Origin of the sequence: Janthinobacterium sp. SUN100, assembly GCF_030397705.1 — a bacterium.
In the GTDB taxonomy this organism is placed as follows: Bacteria; Pseudomonadota; Gammaproteobacteria; order Burkholderiales; family Burkholderiaceae_D; genus Janthinobacterium; species Janthinobacterium kumbetense.
The window spans coordinates 501349-521157 of record NZ_JAPUBU010000005.1; the positions used below are offsets into that span (position 1 = coordinate 501349).

General features: G+C 63.4%; 16 protein-coding genes. 15 read left to right on the forward strand and 1 reads right to left on the reverse strand.

Translation table 11 applies throughout. The features are described 5' to 3' along the window. The first annotated feature begins 2 nt into the window (after positions 1 to 2). The 13 genes from O0881_RS25185 (at position 3) to O0881_RS25245 (ending at position 15963) form a co-directional block, all read left to right on the forward strand. Positions 3 to 665, forward strand: a complete 663-nt coding sequence (locus tag O0881_RS25185) for a CAAX prenyl protease-related protein (protein ID WP_289913505.1) — start codon at positions 3 to 5, stop codon at positions 663 to 665. Between the two features lie 40 nt (positions 666 to 705). Beyond that, entirely contained in the window at positions 706 to 1944 is a 1239-nt protein-coding gene (gene epsL, locus O0881_RS25190; protein ID WP_289913506.1) for an XrtB/PEP-CTERM-associated polysaccharide biosynthesis outer membrane protein EpsL, read from the forward strand. A gap of 8 nt (positions 1945 to 1952) precedes the next feature. Continuing rightward, the gene (locus O0881_RS25195; protein ID WP_099665081.1) at positions 1953 to 3335 is read left to right on the forward strand and encodes an undecaprenyl-phosphate glucose phosphotransferase; all 1383 of its coding nucleotides are present in this window, start codon (positions 1953 to 1955) and stop codon (positions 3333 to 3335) included. 527 nt (positions 3336 to 3862) lie between these two features. Further along, positions 3863 to 4801 (forward strand): EpsD family peptidyl-prolyl cis-trans isomerase, encoded by a 939-nt coding sequence (locus O0881_RS25200; RefSeq protein ID WP_289913507.1) that lies wholly within the window; start codon positions 3863 to 3865, stop codon positions 4799 to 4801. Between the two features lie 56 nt (positions 4802 to 4857). Further along, a complete protein-coding gene (gene epsE, locus O0881_RS25205; protein ID WP_077400957.1) occupies positions 4858 to 5646 on the forward strand; it encodes a polysaccharide export protein EpsE in 789 nt (262 codons plus the stop codon). A gap of 41 nt (positions 5647 to 5687) precedes the next feature. Continuing rightward, on the forward strand, positions 5688 to 7085 hold the full coding sequence (gene epsF / locus O0881_RS25210) for a chain length determinant protein EpsF (protein WP_077400960.1): 1398 nt from the start codon (positions 5688 to 5690) through the stop codon (positions 7083 to 7085). A gap of 13 nt (positions 7086 to 7098) precedes the next feature. Beyond that, complete coding sequence (epsG, locus tag O0881_RS25215) at positions 7099 to 7977, forward strand: chain length determinant protein tyrosine kinase EpsG (RefSeq protein ID WP_077409017.1); 879 nt, start codon at positions 7099 to 7101, stop codon at positions 7975 to 7977. Then, positions 7977 to 8885: an exosortase B gene (xrtB, locus tag O0881_RS25220; protein WP_289913508.1), complete on the forward strand. Its 909-nt coding sequence runs from the start codon at positions 7977 to 7979 to the stop codon at positions 8883 to 8885. The genes epsG and xrtB overlap by 1 nt, the downstream gene beginning before the upstream one ends. Continuing rightward, positions 8882 to 9568, forward strand: a complete 687-nt coding sequence (gene epsI, locus O0881_RS25225; protein WP_077400965.1) for an exosortase-associated protein EpsI, B-type — start codon at positions 8882 to 8884, stop codon at positions 9566 to 9568. The genes xrtB and epsI overlap by 4 nt, the downstream gene beginning before the upstream one ends. Before the next feature lie 64 nt (positions 9569 to 9632). After that, positions 9633 to 11171: a lipopolysaccharide biosynthesis protein gene (locus tag O0881_RS25230; protein ID WP_289900038.1), complete on the forward strand. Its 1539-nt coding sequence runs from the start codon at positions 9633 to 9635 to the stop codon at positions 11169 to 11171. Continuing rightward, positions 11164 to 12582, forward strand: a complete 1419-nt coding sequence (locus O0881_RS25235) for an O-antigen ligase family protein (RefSeq protein WP_099665077.1) — start codon at positions 11164 to 11166, stop codon at positions 12580 to 12582. Before O0881_RS25230 ends, O0881_RS25235 begins: the two co-directional genes overlap by 8 nt. Continuing rightward, positions 12582 to 13526 carry a glycosyltransferase family A protein gene (locus O0881_RS25240; RefSeq protein ID WP_289913509.1) on the forward strand — a complete coding sequence of 315 codons (945 nt, stop codon included), beginning with the start codon at positions 12582 to 12584 and terminating at the stop codon, positions 13524 to 13526. The genes O0881_RS25235 and O0881_RS25240 overlap by 1 nt, the downstream gene beginning before the upstream one ends. Positions 13527 to 13731: 205 nt before the next feature. Further along, positions 13732 to 15963: a heparinase II/III family protein gene (locus tag O0881_RS25245; RefSeq protein WP_289913510.1), complete on the forward strand. Its 2232-nt coding sequence runs from the start codon at positions 13732 to 13734 to the stop codon at positions 15961 to 15963. Between the two features lie 48 nt (positions 15964 to 16011). Here the strand turns inward: O0881_RS25245 and O0881_RS25250 are convergent, their stop codons facing one another. Next, positions 16012 to 16998, reverse strand: a complete 987-nt coding sequence (locus O0881_RS25250) for a glycosyltransferase (protein ID WP_289913511.1) — start codon at positions 16996 to 16998, stop codon at positions 16012 to 16014. 316 nt (positions 16999 to 17314) lie between these two features. On the opposite strand from O0881_RS25250, the gene O0881_RS25255 reads away from it, so the two are divergent. Together O0881_RS25255 and O0881_RS25260 are read left to right on the forward strand one after the other, a co-directional pair. Then, positions 17315 to 18526 carry a glycosyltransferase gene (locus O0881_RS25255; protein ID WP_289913512.1) on the forward strand — a complete coding sequence of 404 codons (1212 nt, stop codon included), beginning with the start codon at positions 17315 to 17317 and terminating at the stop codon, positions 18524 to 18526. A 231-nt stretch (positions 18527 to 18757) separates the two neighbouring features. Continuing rightward, positions 18758 to 19792, forward strand: a complete 1035-nt coding sequence (locus O0881_RS25260) for a glycosyltransferase family 4 protein (RefSeq protein ID WP_289913513.1) — start codon at positions 18758 to 18760, stop codon at positions 19790 to 19792. The last annotated feature ends 17 nt before the right edge of the window (positions 19793 to 19809 follow it).

The following is a 19809-nucleotide window of genomic DNA, read 5'->3' on the forward strand; positions in this document are numbered from 1 at the left end:
GCATGTTTGACCGCGCCGCCTTGCCCCGGGTAGCGCCATTCCTGGCCTATCTCTCCTTCATTGCCATTGCCGACATACTCGGCCGCCTGGGCGTTGCCGCGCAGGACTTGCGCTGGCTGTATGTCGTCAAGATCGGCGTCGTGCTGGGCTTGTTGTTGTACTGGCGCCGCAGTTACACGGAATTGCGGTGGACGCCGTTGGGCGCGCGTGCCATTCTCGGGGCGCTGGCAGGCGGTGTTGTTGTTTTTTTGCTGTGGATCAATCTCGACGCCAGCTGGATGAGCATCGGCAAGCCGGACGGTTTCGACCCCCGCACCGATGGCCGCATCGAGTGGAGCCTGGTGGTGCTGCGCATTGCCGGCGCGGCGCTGGTGGTGCCCGTGATGGAGGAGCTGTTCTGGCGCTCCTTCCTGCTGCGCTGGATCGACAAGCCGGACTTTTTGCGGGTCGATCCGCGCCTGGCCAGCGCCAAGGCCTTCGCCATCAGCGTGTTGCTGTTTGGCTTTGAGCATAATTTATGGCTGGCCGGCATGGTGGCCGGTGCGGTCTATAGTTTGTTGTACATGCGTAGCCAGTCCCTGTGGTCGCCCATCCTCGCGCACGGCGTGACGAACGGCGTGCTGGGCCTCTGGATTATTTCTGGTGGGCACTGGATTTACTGGTAGTATTGCCTATCAACTGTGTGATCTTTCAAAGACAAAATCCATGTTGAATTCCTTGCGTAAAAAAGCCGTTGCCGCCGCCTTCACGGCCAGCCCACGTTTGCCGGTTGCGCTGTTACTCTTGGGCACCCTGGCCAGCGGCGCCGCCGTGGCCGATATCAGCGATACCATCAAGCCCTTCGTTGCCACGTCCTATTCGTACGACGACAACCTGATGCGCCTGCCGGACGATGTGCGGGGTTTTTCCGGCCCCCGTTCGGATACGTCGAGGATGCTGCAGGCGGGCTTCCTGTTCAACCGTCCCATCGGCCGCCAGATACTGACGGGCCAGGCCAAGTGGTCGAAGGTGAGCTTCAACCGCTTCAGCCAGTTCGACTACGACGGCAAGGATTACCTGGCCGACCTGGAATGGCACATCGCCAACCACCTGGAAGGCCATGTGGGCGCCAGTTATTCGCAGACCCTGACGCCGTTCAGCGACTTCCAGAGCTCGGTGCGCAATCTGCGCACGCAGCGCCGCGAGTACGTGAATGGCGCGTGGCGCTTCCACCCCAGCTGGCGCGTGCGCGGCGGCCTGTCGCGCGACCGCTACTCGTATGACCTGCCGTCGCAGGCGTTTTCCAACTGGGTGGAAGACGCGACGGAATTTGGCGTCGACTACCTGGCGCGCAGCAATAGCCGCGTCGGCGTGCAGCTGCGCCACCTGAATGGCAAGTATCCGAACCGCGGCGCGCTCGACGCCAGTGTGTACGGCAACGGCTATAGCCAGGACGAGGTCAAGGCCAATGTCTTGTGGGATTTCAGCGATATCACGCAGATGGAATTTCTCGGTGGCTGGGTGCGCCACCGCAACAATTTGCTGTCCGGGCGCGATACCAGCGGCACGAATGGCCGGCTGAGCGTGTACTGGAAGCCGTTGGGCAAGGTCAATTTCACGGGCATCGTCTGGCGCGAATTCGGTTCCGTCGACAATTCGCTGGTGACGAGCAGCCTGAACACGGGCGCCAGCCTGGGCGCGACCTGGACGGCCACGTCGAAGGTGCGCGTGGATGCGCAGCTGCGCCAGGAACGGCGCGATTTCGAGGCCGTCAGCGGCCTGGTGCTGCCCGGCGACGGGCGCGACACCACGCGCACGGCTTCGCTGGGCGCGACGTATGCGCCGCACCGGAAAATCCAGCTTGGCGTGCGCGTGTTCCACGAGCGGCGCGAAGGCGTCGCCATCATCGATAGCGGCAGCTACCGGGCCAAGGGCATTTCCTTCAATGGCAGCGTACAGTTTTAAAGATCAACATGACTGTCAATGATATACCCCTGATTTCGTTTTTCCAGCGCGTTCTCGACCCGATCATCATCATGGGCTTGCTGTACCTGATGACGGTGTTGTCGGGTTCGACCTTCACCGGCTATACGCTGGTGCTGATGATACTGGCTGTCTTCATTTCATCGACGGTCTACCAGCATGTCGACCCCTACCGTACCTGGCGCAGCGGCCGCATGCTGGCGTATGCGCGTGATATCCTCGTCGGCTGGACCATCGTCGCGCTGATCCTCACCTTCCTGGGCTCGGCCACGGGCCTGGCCTATCATTTCGATACCGAAGTGGTGCTGGCCTGGTTTGTCCTCACGCCCTTCGTGCTGCTGGCTGGGCACCTGGCCGGGCGCAGGTTCAGCCTGCGCCCCGACGGCGACAGCGAAGTGCGCTCGGTGGTCATCATCGGCGCCAACGACGCCAGCCTGAAGTTTGCCGCCACCGTCGAGCGCAATGCCAACCTGTTCATGCACGTGCACGGCTTTTTCGATGACCGCACGGACGACCGCTGGCCGGAAAAGATGCGCGAACCCATGCTGGGGCGCATGGATGATATCGCCTCCTACGTGCGCGAACACAACATCAAGATGATCTTCATCAGCCAGCCGATTTCGGCCCAGCCGCGCATCCGCAAGATGCTCGACGAGCTCGAAGATACGACGGCTTCCGTGTATTTCCTGCCGGATATTTATATCTTCGACCTGATGCAGGCGCGTTTCGACAACGTGGGCGGCATGCCCGTCATCGCCATCCGCGAATCGCCGTTCACGGGCTTTAACAGCATGGTCAAGCGGGGCAGCGATATCGTGCTGGGGTTGATGATCCAGATCCTGCTGCTGCCGGTGATGCTGGTCATTGCCATCGCCGTCAAGACTACTTCGAAAGGCCCCGTGATTTTCCGCCAGCGCCGCTATGGCCTGTATGGCGAGGAAATCGTCGTCTACAAGTTCCGCTCCATGACGGTGGGCGAAGATGGCGACACGGTGGTGCAGGCCACCAAGAACGACCAGCGCGTGACGCGCGTCGGCGCCTTCCTGCGCCGCAGCTCGCTCGACGAGCTGCCGCAATTCCTCAACGTCCTGCAGGGCCGCATGAGCATAGTCGGACCGCGCCCCCATGCCGTCGTGCACAACGAGCAGTACCGCAAGCTGATCAAGGGCTACATGCTGCGCCACAAGGTCAAGCCCGGCATTACGGGCTGGGCCCAGGTCAACGGTTTGCGGGGCGAGACGGAAACGCTCGACAAGATGGAGGCGCGCATCCATTTCGACCTCGATTACCTGCGCAACTGGTCGCTGTGGCTGGATCTGTGGATTATCGCGCGCACGGTCAAAGTGGTGCTGGCGCGCGAGAACGCCCATTGAGCGTCAGTATGCTGCCAGCAGGAAAAAATAGCGTTTGAATATACTTTGCACGGAGTCAATACGCGTTAAAATGGAGCATCTATAGAGCACCAGCGCATTACGCGACCACTCCGCGCTCACCTTGCCACGAGTCGTGCCGGCCATGCGCCATTACTTTCCTCTTGGAAAGGGTTCACGATGTGAGCAGTATCCGGCCTTGCCCCTGCCGGACGTGCGTCACCCTGACGGGAAGCCGTCCGGGACGGCACGCGCCAACTATCGATTTTAAAGTCGGTCTGAACCACGCAATACATAATTTTTTGCAATCAAGTAGGCTGTGGAAATAGTTGTTTTTATATCTCATTAGTAGATTTTTAAGCAAATATTTTGCTTGTCGTCATGCATTATGTGTATTATGTTTACAATATTGTTAATTATTTGACGAATAACTATTTTTCGGGGCATCCGTGCAGTGCAGCCTGGCCATGGCCCGTTATACTGCGCCGGATTTTCCACCCCCGTCATACCTGTCATCCGAAGGAGCACGCTTGAATCATTTTATTCACTCCCGCCCCGCGCCACGTTTGTTGTGCGCCGCCCTGGTCCTGCTGGCCGCTGCTGGCCTGTCCGCTTGCGGCAACAAGGAAAAAAAGGCTGGCCAGGCGCTGGCCAGCGTGAACGGCGAAGAAATCACCGTCTTGCAGTTGAATGAAGAGTTGCAGCGCGCCGGCGTGCAGGCGCCGCAGCAGGCCGCGGCCAGCAAGCAGTTGCTCGAGTCGCTGATCGACCGCCAGTTGCTGCAGAACGAAGCGGCCAAGGAAAAGGTCGACCGCGATCCGAAAGTCATGCAGGCCATCGAGCGCGCCAAGGCGCTGATCGTTGCCCAGGCATACATGCAAAAGCGCATCGGCGCGGCCACCCGCCCGAGCAAGGCCGAAGTGGAAGAGTATTTCGCGAAGAACCCGCTGTTCTTCAGCCAGCGCAAGCAATTCGATCTGCGCGAGCTGGTCATCCCGACGGCGGCGTTGAACGATGAGCTCAAAGCCGTCATGGACCGCGCCAAGTCGCTGGAAGACGTGGCGCAATGGCTCGAGGAGCGCAAGATCGCGTTCGGCCGCACCCAGGTGTCGCGCACCAGCGCCGACCTGGCGCCCGAACTGAGCAGCAAACTGCAATCGATGCCGAAGGGCCAGCTGTTCATCGTGCGCGAAGGCGAGCGCAGCCTGCTCATTGCCCTGGCCGATATCAAGGACAGCCCGGTGGGCCTGGACGCGGCGGCGCCGCAAATCGAGCAGTTCCTGGCCAACAAGAAGAACAAGGATGCGGCCGAAGCGGAGCTGAAGCGTCTGCGCGCCAGCGCCAAGATCGAGTATTTCAACAAGGATGCAGCGGCTGCGGCCTCGGCTACGGCCAGCGCACCTGCGGCAGCGGCGCCGGCGAACAGCGCGCATGAAGCCAACGAGCGCGGCGTGGCGGGCTTGAAATAAGTGACTTATCGACAAGTAGTTAAACATCAGCAATCTACCAACGGGAATCTGTAATCATGAAACGACTCGCAAACTGGATGATGGCGGCCTTTCTGGCCCTCGCCGCAGGCATGGCCGGTGCAGCCGATGTCCCCCTTGGGGCTGGTGACGTGCTGAAAATCTCCGTCTACGGCAACCCGGACCTGGGCCTGGAGACGCGCGTGAGCGAAGCGGGGGAAATCACCTTCCCGCTGGTGGGCGCGGTGGCCGTCGGCGGCCTGTCCACGTCGGCAGCGGAAAAGAAGCTGGGCGGCCTGCTCGAGAGCGGCGGCTTCCTGCGCAAGGCGCAAGTCAACATCATCGTGACCAGCCTGCAAAGCCAGCAGGCGTCCGTGCTGGGCCAGGTCAACCGTCCGGGCCGCTACCCGGTGGAAGGCAAGCGCAGCGTGATGGACATGCTGGCCATGGCCGGCGGCGTCAGTCCTGACGGCGCCGACCAGATCACCGTGATCCGCAAGCGCGGCGGCACTGCCACGCGCGACGTGGCCGACATTCTCGACATCGTGCGCAACGGCGACCTGAAGGGCGACATGGAAGTGGGCGGCAACGACATCATCTACGTGGAACGCGCGCCGCGCTTCTACATCTACGGCGAAGTCCAGCGTCCGGGCGCCTTCCGCCTGGAACGCAACATGACCGTGCTGCAAGCCCTGTCAGTGGGCGGTGGCCTGACCTTGCGCGGCACCGAACGGGGCGTGCGGGTCAAGCGCCGCAATGCGGAAGGCCAGATGGAAGTATTGTCGGTCAAGCATGACGACCTGCTGCGCGTCGACGATGTCGTGTATGTCCAGGAAAGCCTGTTCTAAGAGCAACTGGCTCCCTACCTTTTTGTATTGAAAGTTTCCAAATGAACCTCACCCAACTATTGCTGATCCTTCGGGCACGCAAGAAGATTGTGCTGCTGACCTTGATGATCACCGTGGCGCTGGCGCTGGGCGTCAGCCTGGTGCTGCCGAAGACCTACAAGGCCACCAGCACCCTGCTGCTGAACTACAAGGGCGTCGATCCCCTGACGGGCATGACCATGCCGGGGCAGTTGCTGCCTGGCTACATGGCGACCCAGGTCGATATTATCGGCAGCAAGAACGTGGCCTTGCGCGTCGTCGACCAGCTGGAACTGGCGCGCAGCCCCGCCGTGATCGCCCAGTTCAATGACGCGGCGCAAGGCAAGGGCACGGTGCGCGACTGGCTGGCCGACTTGCTGCTGAAGAAACTCGAAGTGATGCCGTCGCGCGAAAGCAGCGTGGTCGATGTCAGTTTCAAGGGCGCCGACCCGCAATTCGTCGCGGCCGTGTCGAACGCCTTTGCGGAACAGTATCAAAAGGTCAGCATCCAGCTGAAGGTCGACCCGATGCGCAAGGCGACGACGTACTTCGATGACCAGACCAAATTGCTGCGTGACAACGTTGAGCGCGCGCAAAGCCGCCTGTCGAAATACCAGCAGGATAATGGCATCGTCAGCGTCGACAACCGCCTCGATGTGGAATCGAACCGCTTGAACGACCTGTCGGCGCAACTGGTGCTGGCGCAGGGCCAGGCCATGGAAGCCAATTCCCGCCAGCGCATGGCGCAGGGCGGCAACCTGTCCGAATCGCCGGACGTCGCGTCGAATCCGCTGATCCAGAGCCTGAAGCTGGGCCTGGGCAATGCCGAGGGCAAGCTGGCCGAACTGGGCCAGCGCCTGGACCGCAATCACCCGCAATACCAGAGCGCCAAGGCGGAAGTGGACAAGCTGCGCCGCGACCTGGCCGAGCAGACGCGCGCCACCTCGCAAAGCGTGGGCAACAATGCGCAGATCCTGCAGCAGCGCGAAGGCGCGATCCGCGCCGCACTGGCGGCGCAAAAAGCCAAGGTGCTGGAACTGAACCGGACGCGCGATGAAATGGGCGTGCTGAGCAAGGATGTGGAAAGCGCCCAGCGCGCCTTCGACGTGACCTCGCAGCGCCTGTCGCAGACGCGCATCGAAGGCCAGGCGGAGCAGTCCGATATCGCCATGCTCAATCCGGCCACGGCGCCGATCGAGCCGGACAGCCCGAAGATTCTCCGCAACGTGCTGCTGTCGATCTTCCTCGGCCTCATGCTGGGCTGCGGCATCGCGCTGCTGGCCGAATTGCTGGACCGCCGTATCCGTTCCGACCAGGACCTGAGCGAAGTGCTGCAGATTCCCGTGTTCGGCGTGGTCGACTGGAAACCTAAACAGCGTCGCATGCGCGGCATGCTGCCGCGCCGTTTGCGCCTGAACTGAGATGGAACCTATCATGACTTCAAGTCCACACCTCCTCAATACCACTGCGCCGCTGGCGCGCGGCACCGATTCCAGCATTGGCGGCCTGTTGCTCGAATCGGGCAAGATCACGCCGGAAAACGCCGAACGCGTGCTGCGCATGCAAAAGGAACTGGGCATCCGCTTCGGCGAAGCGGCCTTGCGCCTGGGCCTGATCACGGAAGCCGATATCGAGCAAGTGCTGGCGCGCCAGTTCGACTATCCGTACCTGCAGCCGGGCGCCGGCAAGTATCCGCAGGAACTGGTGGCCGCCTACCAGCCTTTCAGCCACCAGGTGGAAACCCTGCGCGCCGTGCGCAGCCAGCTGATGCTGCGCTGGTTCGCCCGCGGCAGCAAATCGCTGGTGGTGCTGGGCATGGAGCCGGGCGACGGCGCCAGCCTGTTCGCGGCCAACCTGGCCGTGGTGTTTTCCCAGCTGGGCGAGCACACCTTGCTGGTCGACGCCAACCTGCGCGCGCCGCGCCAGCAGGAAATCTTCGACCTGAAGACACGCCAGGGCCTGTCCGACGTGCTGGCCGGCCGCGCCGAACTCGATATCATCGCCAAGGTGGAATCGTTTGTCGCGCTGTCGGTGCTGTCCGCCGGCACCTTGCCGCCGAATCCGCAGGAACTGCTCAGCCGTACCTCCTTCGTCACGCTCAACAAGCAGCTGGAAAGCCGCTATGACGTGGTGCTGTACGACGTGCCGGCGTATGCCACCGGTTCCGATGCGCTGGCCGTGGCGGCGCGTGCGGGCGGCGTGCTGCTGGTGGCGCGCAAGAACAAGACGCCGATGGCGGAAGTGGCGGCCATGGCAGAGCAGATGACGCATAGCGGCGCCCAGGTGGTCGGTTCCGTGATGGTCGACTTTTGATGGCTGCGCCAGGCCACGCCATGCCGCCGGCGCAGGCCGGCCGCTCCGCCGTGCCGGACTGGCTGCCGCTGGCGCTGGGTTTCCTGGCCATGCTCGCACCCAGCCTGGTCGGCCTGTTCCGCGGCATCTGGTCGACCGAAGAGCAGGCGCACGGTCCCATCATCCTGGCCCTGTCGCTGTGGTTGATCTACCGCAAATGGCCCGAGATGCTGGCGCAGAGCGCCGGCGCCCGTCCGGCCCGCGCCGGCTGGCCGCTGCTGGCCGTCTCGCTGCTGCTGTATGTGCTGGGCCGTTCGCAGCATATCCTGTCGCTGGAAATCCTCGCCCTGATCGGCACCGGCCTGTCCCTGCTGCTGCTCAAGCGCGGCTGGATTGCCGCGCGCATTCTGTGGTTTCCCTTCTTTTTCATGCTGTTCATGGTGCCGCTGCCGCTGCCGCTGGTGACGACCCTGACCATGCCGATGAAAATGGCGGTTTCGTATGTGACCGAACACCTGCTTTTCCTGGCCGGCTATCCGATCGCCCGCAATGGCGTGATCCTGCAGATCGGCCAGTACCAGCTGCTGGTGGCCGACGCCTGCGCCGGCTTGCAGACCCTGCTGACGCTTGAAGCGCTGGGCCTGTTCTACCTGAACCTGGTGCGGCATACTTCGCCGTTCCGCAACATCGTGCTGGCCCTGCTGATCGTGCCGATTTCCTTTACTGCCAATGTCATCCGCGTGATGGTGCTGACCCTGATCACGTATTACTTCGGCGACGCGGCCGGGCAGGGCTTCCTGCACGGCTTCGCCGGCATGGTGCTGTTCATTTCCGCGCTGCTGCTGATCCTCAGTGTCGACAGCTTGCTGCAGTGGATCGTGCGCAAGCGCCAGGCGGGCCGCGCACCAACCTTGGGAGCGTCGACATGAACGCTGCATTGCGCATGAATATGCTGCTGGGCGCCTTGCTGCTGGGCGCGGCTGTCCTCAGCCACGGCGTGGCGCCGGGCGTGAAGATGGCCGACCAGCGCCCGAGTTTTTCGCTGGAAGCGGCGATACCGCAAGCGTTCGGCGACTGGCGCGTCGACAGTTCCATCGTGCCGCTGCAGGTGGATCCGGAAACCCAGGAACGCCTGAACAAGATCTATAACCAGACCTTGTCGCGCACCTACATCAATGGGCACGGCGAACGGGTGATGCTGTCGATCGCGTACGGCGGCGACCAGAGCGACAACATGGGCGTGCACAAGCCGGAAGTGTGCTACGCGGCGCAGGGTTTCCAGGTCGAGCGCGACGAATACGGCGAGCTGGCCTCGGCCTACGGCAGCCTGCCCGTGAAGCGCTTGCTGGCCGTGAATGGCAACCGCAGCGAGCCCATCACGTACTGGATCACCATCGGCGACAAGATCAGCAAGGTGGGCATGCAGCAGCGCCTGGAGCAATTGCGCTATGGCCTGACGGGCACCGTGGCCGACGCCATGCTGTTCCGCGTGTCGAGCATCGATACGGATTTGCCGCGCGCCTACCGCTTGCAGGCCGATTTCGTCAACGGCTTGCTGGCCAGCATGCCGGCGGCGCAGCGCAGCCGCCTGATCGGCGCGCCGCCCGGATGAGGCATGGCTTGAACGATGACAAAGCGCCGGCGGGCGCGGCACGGCGTGGCGGACAGCGAGAATCATGAGCAGCGACATCAACAAGAAAAGCGTCAGCGCCGTCAAGTGGGCGGCGATGGGCACGGTCCTCATGTTTGGCCTGCAGCTGGTCACGCAAGTGGTGCTGGCGCGCCTGCTGGGGCCGGAAAACTACGGCTTGTTTGCGATGGGACTGATTGTGCTGACATTTAGCAACTTTCTGGCCGATTTCGGTTTTTCCTGGGGGCTGGTGCAAAACCGCACGCTCAGCGAGGAAGACGTGCGCTTCACGGTGACGTGGCAGGCGCTGACGGGCCTGGCGGCCATGAGCTTGCTGTTTTTCATGGCGCCGTGGATCGCCGCGTACTTCAAGGAACCGCGCATCGCGCCCGTGATCGCCTGGATGAGCCTAACTTGCCTGCTGAATGCGCTGACGGCGCCGGGCAGCAGCCTGCTGCGGCGCGCCCTCGATTTCCGCTGGCTCAACATCATCCAGGTGATCAGCTATATCGTCGGCTACCTGCTGGTGGGCTTGCCGCTCGCGTATGCGGGCGCCGGCGTGTGGACCCTCGTGTGCGCCTGGCTGGGACAGGCTTCCACGGCGCTGGTGCTGACGTATGCGCGTACGCGTTTCTCGCTCAAGCCGCTGCTGTGGTACGAGGGCGCGCGGCGCTCGACGAATGTGGGCGTGACGGTGTTCGTGACGAATCTGTGCAACTGGTGCCTGAACAATATGGACCGCGTGTTCCTGGGCCGCTTCCTGAATGCCCACGCGGTGGGCGTGTATGCGGTCGGCTACAACCTGGCCAATACGCCCAACTCGCTGTTCCTGAGCGCCTTGCAGCCGGCCTTCCTGGCCACGGGCGCCAAGCTGCAGGACGATCTGCCGCGCCTGCGCGACACGTATCTGTCGGTGCTGGCGACCATCTGGATCATCATCCTGCCCCTGTTCGTGCTGCTGGCGATGACGGCGCCGGACTTGATCGGCGTGTTGTACGGCAAGGTGTGGCAAGAGTCGGGCATCGTGCTGAGCATCCTGGCGCTGGCCATGCCTGCGTACATCACGTGGGGCATGTCGACGCCGATCTTGTGGAATACGGGCGGCAAGCACCTGGAAAGCCTGCTGCAGCTGCCGCTGATCGTGCTGGCCGGCGCGGCGCTGGTGCTGTGGGCGGGGCAGGGCGGGGCGGTGGTCGCCATGATCGCCGCCGGCACCTTGCTGGCGCGGGCGCTGGTGGTGGGCACGGTGGCGTGCCTGCGCCTGCAGGTGGGGCCGGGCGATCTGGCGCCGCTGGCCGCGCGCGGCCTGGCCATGGGCTTGCTGGCCGCCGCCGGCAGCTGGGGCGGCGCCATGCTGGGCGGCCTGGGCGGCAGCCATCCGCTGCCGGCATTCCTGGGCGGCGCGCTGTTCGGCGGCCTGACCCTGCTGCTGGCCGTGCTGGCCTGGCCTGAACTGCTGGGCACGCGCGCGGTGGGCATGCTTGCCCGCTTCAGCCCGCCGCTGCCGGCCAGGGTGGTCTCTTATTTGCGCGCCCGCTGTGGCGCGCGCGACAACTTACTGGATACGCGAGAACTACATGAGTGAAATACTGTTTGGCCTGTTTGCCGTGGTCGCCGCGCTGGTGGTGGTGTTCGTGATCGCCTTGAGCATCCATTGGGGCAGCAAGCGCGAGACGGGACTGGTGCCGTACGTGTTCTATCCGGTCTTCCTGTCGATCGCCGTGGCGGCCATCCTGTCGAACCGCGATGTCTCGGGCGATGAACTCCAGATGGGCATGCAGGCGCTGGCGCGGCACCCGGCCAGCTCCTGGTTTGGCCGGCTCACGTCCCTGTTCGTTATCTTTGCCTGCGGCGAGCGCATTCTGCACCGCCTGACTACGCGCGACAAGCTGCAGCCGATACCGATGCTGCTGTTCTGGGCGCTGTTCGTGTATTTCCTCAGTAATATCGTCAGTCCGGCCGTGCTGGGGCGCCATACCAATGTGTCGCATGAATACCTGTACATGTTCCTGGCCGGCTATGCGGCCTTGCTGATGACGCACAAGGAGGTCGACCTGAGCGTCATCTCGATGCGCAACGCCACCCTGCTGTTCCTGGTGCTCAGCGCAGCCGTGTTTGCCTGGAAGCCGAACATGGTCGTCAACCGGAATTACCACGGCCTGATTCCCTTCCTCAGCATCCGCTATACGGGCCTGGCCAATCACGCCAACAGCCTGGGACCGATGGTGGTGGTGTTCCTGCTGTGCCTGTGGCGCAAGCCCTATGGCTGGCGCCCGCTGAACCTGTTCGCCTGGGGCCTGGGCCTGGGCAGCCTGTTGCTGGCGCAATCGAAAACCAGCTGGATCGCCTGCTTCCTGTGCTTTGCCTGCGTCGCCTATTTCGGTTTCCGCGAACAGATCAAGGAGCGGCTGTTCGATTACCGCCGCCCGCAATTGTCGATCGTCGGCATCTTCTGCTTCATCCTGCTGTGTACGCTTGGCATGTTGTATGTGATGTTTGGCAATATCGATGCCAAGCTGGCGCACTTTGCCACCAGCAGCGAAGGCTCCGACTTGATCAGTTTGACGGGCCGCGACGTGATCTGGCAGGTGGCGTTGCAGGAATGGCACAAGAATCCCGTGTTCGGCTACGGCTTGCCGCTGTGGGATGACGCGTTCCGCATCAGCATCGGCATGCCATACGCCACCCATGCGCACAGCCAGTTTTACCAGAGCCTGGCCAGCGCCGGCACCATCGGCGCCATCGGCCTGGTGCTGTATGCCATGGCGCTGCTGTATGCGTGCGCGCGCACGGCGCGGGCCAGCCAGGGCCTGTCGATGGCCTTGTTCGTCCTCATCGCCATCCGCTCGATCAGCGAAGTGCCGCTGTCGCTGACGGGCTTTGCCGCCGAGGCGATGACGCATTTGCTGCTGCTCATTATCGTGACGGCGTATTTCCCGGTGGCCGACAAGCAGGCCGTCAGGGCGCGCAAGGTGCGCGTGCCGGGGATGGCTTGATGCTGTGCTCGGTCATCGTGCCCCTGTATAACAAGGGGCCGTATATCGAAGCGGCGCTGGCCTCGGTGCTGGCGCAAACCCATGCCGACTGGGAAGTGGTGGTGGTCGATGACGGTTCCAGCGACGATGGCGCGCAGCGCGTGCGGGCCTGCGCCGATGCGCGCGTGCGCCTCGTCAGCCAGGCCAATGGCGGCGTGTCGCGCGCGCGCAACCGCGGCATCCTCGAAGCGCGCGGCGACTTGATCTGTTTTCTCGATGCGGACGACTGGTATGGCCCCGTGTATCTGGAAACCATGGTCGGCATGGCGCGGGCCCATCCGTCCGGCTCGTTTTTCGCCTGCGGCTTCGAACGCATACCGGCCAGCCGCGCCGCGGCGCTCAGCTACCAGGGCGGGGCCGTGCGCGAGACGCGCCTGCTCGACGACTTTTTCGAGCGGCGCCGCCGTGGCGGACCGTTTTTCTGCACGAATTCGGTGGCCATCCGGCGCAGCGATTTGTTGCCCTTGCAACCATGCTTCCCGGAAGGCGAGTCGGCTGGCGAGGACCAGGATCTGTGGTTCCGGCTGGCCGAGCGCCTGACCCTGGTGTTTACGCCGGCACAGCTGGTGGCCTACCGTGTCGAGGTGGCCGGCAGCCTGTGCGCGATCGAGTCGGCCGATGTGCTGGCGCCCACGTTCGAACGGCTGGAACGGCGCGCCCTGGCCTGGCCGGCGGCCAATCCGGCGCGCCGTTCCGCCTTGCGGCTGGTGTCCGATGCGCGCGTCAGCGTGGCGCGCGCGGCGCTGGCGCGGGGCCGCCGCGGCGAAGCGCTGGCCGGGTTGCGCCGCGCCGCCGGCGGCGGCATGTCGCGCCACTGGTGGGTGGCTCTGGCCTTGTCTTGTTTGCTGCCGACCCGGCTCGCCGTCAAATGGCAAATGTGGCGCGAAACGCACATTAATAGCTGAGCTGCAACTAATATTAATGTTCGGAAGAATACTTTAGGTATATGCTTACAGGTATTCGCAGTGCCTTCAGCAGTGTCTTCGCCTTTTGCCCGATTTTGTACGGCGGGCCGTCCTGTGTCTCGCAAGCAGCCTCGACAGGAGGCGTATGATATGCCCCACGCAGCGGCGGTATCTTGCTCGATAGTTGATGTTAAGAAGGTAATCTATGAAATTCGCTAAATATACGCTGGTCAAAGTGGCGCTGCTGCTCGTCTGTTCAGCCTGCGGCCAGGCCCAGGCCGACTGGGCCCTGGCGACCGACCCATTGGCCGTCCGCACCTTGCCGGACAACCGCCAGATCCAGCCGCAAAATCCCCCCAGTTTTACCTGGTCGCGCCATCCGCTGTCGCCGGCGTCGTATGTCATTGAAGTCAAATTGGCGGGCACCGTGGTCAGCACCTTCACGTCGGCGCGCAACTGGTATCTGCCATCCAAGAAATTTGCGGCAGGCACCTATAGCTGGCGCGTGCGTCCCAGCACGAGCAATGAATGGTCAAGCCCGCGAACCTTTGTGATCGACGCCACGTCGAAAGTGTTCGAAGTGCCGGAAAGCAGCACCTTGCGCGCTGCCATCGTCTTGCGCCCGCGTCCGCGCGGCCTGGAGGATAATGCGACCTTTTTTGCGAGCTGGAGCGCGGCCAAGCGCGCCGACCGCTCCCAGGTGCTGACCTGGCTGAGTACCGAGGTGATACGTAATATGACGGCGATCGCGCCCGTCTCCGACGCCGAGTGGCCATTGTCTCCAGGCAAGGTGCGCACGGCCGCCAACGAGGCGCAGAATGCGCGCGTCATTTCGCGCACGAATCAGAGCTCCCGCCAGCTCGAAGCGGCCTCGCTGCTGTACCGCGTGACGGGCGAGAACCAGTATCTGGTGGAGGCGATCGCGCGCGGCGACCAGGAAGCCGCGCTCAGCCCGAACGGCGGTACCAGTTTTGTCAACCATGACCAGGGCAACCGCGCCATTGCGCAAAGCCTGATCAAGGCGGTCGACAACCTGGGCAGCGCCCTCGATGCGCCGCGCCGCGCCGCGTGGCTGGAAATGGTACGCGTTCGTACCAATGCGATGTACCTCGACCTGGCTGCGCAGACGGGGCGCCTGGACCAGTATCCCTACGATTCCCACGCCGCCAGCAATATCGGTTTCCTGACGCTGATTTCAACGCTGTCCCTGGGCGATATCCCGGAGGCGAAGGACTGGTTCGACTTTTCGTTCCGCGCCTTTGTCAGTTCCTACAGCGTGTGGAGCGGTCCGGAGGGCGGTTTTGCCAACGGCACGGCGTATGCCGAGTATGAAGCCGACTATGCGCTGCAGATCTGGCCGGCGCTCGCCTACGCGACCAAGGTCGACCTGTTCACCAAGCCTTGGGCCAGCGGCTTCCTCGATTACCTGATGCATTTCGTGCCGCCTGGTTCGCAGACCCACGTGTTTGGCGACGGGCACGAGTCGCTGCCTGAAATCCGCATGATGAAGGGTTTCGCCGCGCATTTCGCCACGCCTGCCGCGGCGTGGTATTACAAGAACCTGATCCGCACCGACGATTCGCTGGCCACCTTGCAGGCGCCATACCCGTTGCCGGTGGCGACGGTGGCCACGCCAGCGCCGCCAGGCAACTCGGCGTATTACCCCAGCATTGGCTGGGCCGCCATGCACAGCGACATCGGCAATCTGCAGCGCACCTCGGTGTATTTCAAATCGAGTCCCTACGGTTCGTTCAATCACAGCCACGGCGACCAGAACGGCTTTGTGCTGGCCAGCGCGGGCGTGCCCCTGCTGACGGAAAGCGGCTGGTACGACTGGTACGATTCGCCGCTGTGGAGTTCCTGGTACCGCCAGACCAAGGCCCACAATGCCTTGACGTTCGACAATGGCCAGGGCCAGCTGGTCGACGGCTATGAGACGACCATGGCGCGCAACGGCCGCATCACCGCCTTTGCTCCCAAGGCCACCGTCGACTATGTGGCGGGCGACGCCACGCTGGCCTATGGCGGCCAGCTGACATCGGCGCTGCGCAAGCTGTGGTTCCTGCGCACCACGGACGCCGTGGTGGTGCAGGACCAGGTGACCTCGGCCACGCCGCGCGTGTTCGAGTGGAACTTCCATACGTATGCGCCTATCGTGGTCGACGCCGGCGGCGCCATCTCGGTGACGAATCAGGGCCGCAAGGTGTGCGTGGTGCCGGTCAGTACCGGAGCGCGTTTCGAAAAGCGCACGGGACCTCCGCCGCAGCCCGGTACCTATGAAGAGCATGGGGTGTTCATCAAGTCGGCCGCGGCGCTGAGCGGCGAATTCCTCACGGTGCTCGATGTCGGCTGCAAGAAGCCGCTGATCAAGCTGGGAAAAAGCGGCACGGCCCGCACGCTGACGGTCGGCAAGCAAGTGGTGACATTGCCGAACTGACCGCGGTTCAAGAAAAATCCACTGCCGTCGTTGCGGCAGTGGATTTTTTTAATTGCCGAGCAGAAATTGTTCGATTTCCTGGCCCGGTCCGCCGCGCTGCTCCATTCGGGCATAGGCGCGCGACACCTGCTGGGCCAAGCCTGCGCGGAAGGCGTCGTCGGACAGGGTGCGGCGCAAGCCTTCGCGCATGGCGCCGCTGTCGCCGGCGGCAACGAAGCCGGCGTAATCGCGTCCCAGGTACGCTTCGATGGCTTCGTGGCGCGTGGCGATCAGCGGTTTTCCATTGCGCAATACCCGCAGCAGCACGCTCTGGCCACAGGCTTCGCCCTGGCTTTTCAGCGGCATGGCGACCACCCGGCTGCTTGCCAGCAGCTTTTCAAACTGCGCTTCCGGCAAGTCGAGATGGACCGTGGTCTGCGCCGGGTCTTGCGCGGGGATCTGGTTTTGCGCCGACGCCACGATCACCAGGTGCGCTTCCAGCCCGTGCGCCGCGTCCAGCAGCAGGTCGTAATCGCGGTTGGAAAAGCCGCCGGAGAAGATGCTGCCGTCATCTTGCCGCTGGGACGCCGTGGTGGCGCCGTCGAGATGCTGGCGCCACAGGTGGAAATGCACGGCGGCGGGCGCGATGCCGACGTTGTCGGTCAGGTTGCGCGTTTCGCCGCTGGAAAAAGTAATGAATTCCAGTCCGGGGAAATTGAGCAGGCGCCAGGCCCGGTTGATCACGTTGCGGGCCCGCGTGCCATGGATGAAACAAGCCATCACCAGCAGCCGTTGCGGGCGCGGTAGCAGGCCCAGGCGTATCAGCGCCAGCACGGGCAGCGCTTGCCAGCCGACGACCAGCAGGCGGTCTTGCTGGCACCATAATTTGCGCGTGCGCAACAGCGACGGCGACAGCATGGCGGCCAGGATGGACAGTTTGCTGCGCATGTGCGCCTGCGCGTCCGGCCCGATATGCGTCACGCGCGCGCCGCCCGCCGCCAGATGCTCGACGATGTCGTGGTAGGTTCCCGCTTCCGACAGCAGCACGTGGATCATTGTTGCGCCTTATTAAAAATGAACATTATCACATTAAAACAACAGCCAAAGCCGTTCCGGCGCTCGTTGTCACACAATTAATGATTGGCAATCGACCGCATTATTACAATAGCATTAAAATGGACGTTTACACATTGTTTCAGCGTGAGACCTGTCACGCTGCGGCCAGCTTGCAGCATGCTTGCCGCTCATCAATGGCGCAAGCTTGGTTTGATGCTACTAATGCAATATAATTAATTATTTCGTAAGGGCATGATATGCTTCGGCGCATGGCGTATTGTATCTGCCTCAACCTTTTTTTGCCGTCGAACCGCCTATGTCCTTGAAGATTTTGCAACTGGTGCCGGAAAGCCTGCCCACGTTTCGTCCCGATGTCGCGGTACTGTTCGGCAAGTACCTGCCGCGCCACGGCGTCGAATGCGATATCGTCGGCATGCCGTCGCAACAGCCGCCGCAGGCGCAGGGTTTCCGTTCGGTGCGCCACGGGCGTTTCCTGGGCAGCCGCCTGTTGCGCGAACTGGCTTTCCAGTGGCTTTGCCTGCGCGCCCTGGCGGGCGCCCGCCGCGCCGGTTGCGATGCGATCCAGGTGCGCGACATGGTGCCCACGGGCTTGCTCGCCTTGCTGGTGGCGCGCCTGAAGGGCATACCGTTCTATTACTGGGTGTCATACCTGATCAGCGAGGGGCGCATCGAACGGGCGCGCAGCAGCCTGGCGCAGCGCCCCACCTTGCGCGCGCGCCTGGTGCTGTGCAAGGGCTTGCTCGAACAATGGTTGTTGTACCGCATTGTGTTGCCGCGCGCCAATCATGTGTTCGTGCAAAGCGACGCGATGCTGCGCATGATGCAGGCGCGCGGCATCGCGGCGCAGCGCCTCACTGCCGTGCCCATGGGGGTCGACATGGAAGTGTTGCAGGCGCAAGCCATCGCGCCCGTCCGGCCGGAGGGCTGGGAGGCGGTGCCCTTGCTGGCCTACCTGGGCACGCTCGACCAGTCGCGCCAGCTGGAACGCTTGCTGGATGCTTTGCTGATCGTGCGCCAGCGCATCCCCGCAGCCTGTCTGTTGCTGATCGGCGCTTCCGATACGCCATCCGACGTCGATGACTTGCTTGCCTATGCGCAGCGCGCCGGCCTGGCCGGGGCCGTGCGCGTGACGGGCTGGCTGCCCTCGGACCAGGCGTGGCCCCTGCTGGCCGGGGCCGACGCCGCGCTGTCGTATATTCCCCGTGGCGCCCTGTTCGACGTCAGTTCGCCCACCAAGCTGCTCGAATATCTGGCCTTGCGCATGCCGGCCGTGGGCAATGACAGTCCGGACCAGGCCGAAGTGCTGACGGCCAGCGGCGCAGGCTGGCTGACGGCCAGCGAACCGGCCGCCATGGCCGCGGCGATGGCGGCCATCTTGTCCGATGTGCCCGCAGCGCGCGCCCGCGCCCAGGCCGGCGTCGCCTATATCGAGGCGCGGCGCAGCTACCGCGTGCTGGCGCAGGCACTGGCGCAGCGCTACCTGGATCTGGCCGGCGCGCACCGTTGATGCCCGTGGCTGGAAGCGCAGGCAAGAAGTTGTTGCCGAACACGTAAACGGCGCTCAGAATGCACCATGGGTGGTGTTCCCTGGAAGAAAATTGTTGTAGATGTTAGCGCAATGCAGCAAATATATTTGTCTTCGCGTCTAAATTACAAAAGTACAACATATAATACCAATATGACTACGATAATGCTGCTAGGACCTGCACTTAATGCGGTGAGCGGGGTAACCACCCATTTGAATCAACTATTTCACAGTTCTTTGTCGCAAGACTACAAGCTCGTGCACTTCCAGGTCGGCAGCGAGGGCCGCAACGAGTCGCGCCTGCACAAGCTGCTGCGTTTTGCCTGGAGCCCCGTGCAATTCGTGCAGGCCATGCGCAGGCAGCGTCCGCAGATCGTGCATATCAACACGTCCATGGAGTGGCGCAGCTATTGGCGCGACATCGTGTATCTGCTGCTGGCCAAGGCCATGGGCAAGCGCGTCGTGTACCAGGTGCATGGCGGCGCCTTGCCGCAGGTGTTTTTCAACGGCAAGCCATTGCTGACGGGTTTGCTGCGGCGCGTGCTGCGCGCGGCCGATGTGGTGGTGCTGCTGGCGCAATGCGAACTGCAGGGCTATCGCGATTTCGATCCCGCGCTGGCGCTCGACGTGATACCCAACGCCATCGATGCGGGCAGCGACCCCGGCGACAGGCCGCTCGTGCCGCAGCGTCCGCTGTCACTCGTGTACGTGGGGCGCCTGGCGGAAAGCAAGGGCCTGTTCGATTTGCTCGAAGGGCTGCGCCTGGCGCGCGCCGCAGGCGTGCAAGCCACGCTGGCGCTGGCCGGCAGCGGCCCCCAGGAAGCGGCGCTGCGCGAGCGCGTCGCCGGACTCGGCTTGCAAGAGGCGGTGCGCTTTCTCGGCCCCGTCTTTGGCGCGGAAAAGGAAGCCGTGTGGCGCCAGGCCGACCTGTTCGGTTTTCCCACCTTGCACCAGGAAGGCTTGCCGTATGCGTTGCTGGAAAGCATGGCCGCGCGCACGCCCGTCCTGGTGTGCCCCGTGGGCGCGATAGCCGACGTGATGCAGGATGGCGTGCATGGCGTGTTCTTGCCGCGGCGCAATCCCCAGGCGCTGGCGGATGCCATCGCGCGCCTCGACGGCGACCGCGCCCTGTTGCAGCGCATGGGGCAAGCGTGCCGCGAGCGCATCGAAAGCGCCTATACGGTCGAGCGCCTGGCGCAGGATTTTCACCGCGTCTACCGCGCCTTGCTGGCGCCGCCGGCAGTCTAGCCGAACCCTTTTTTAAG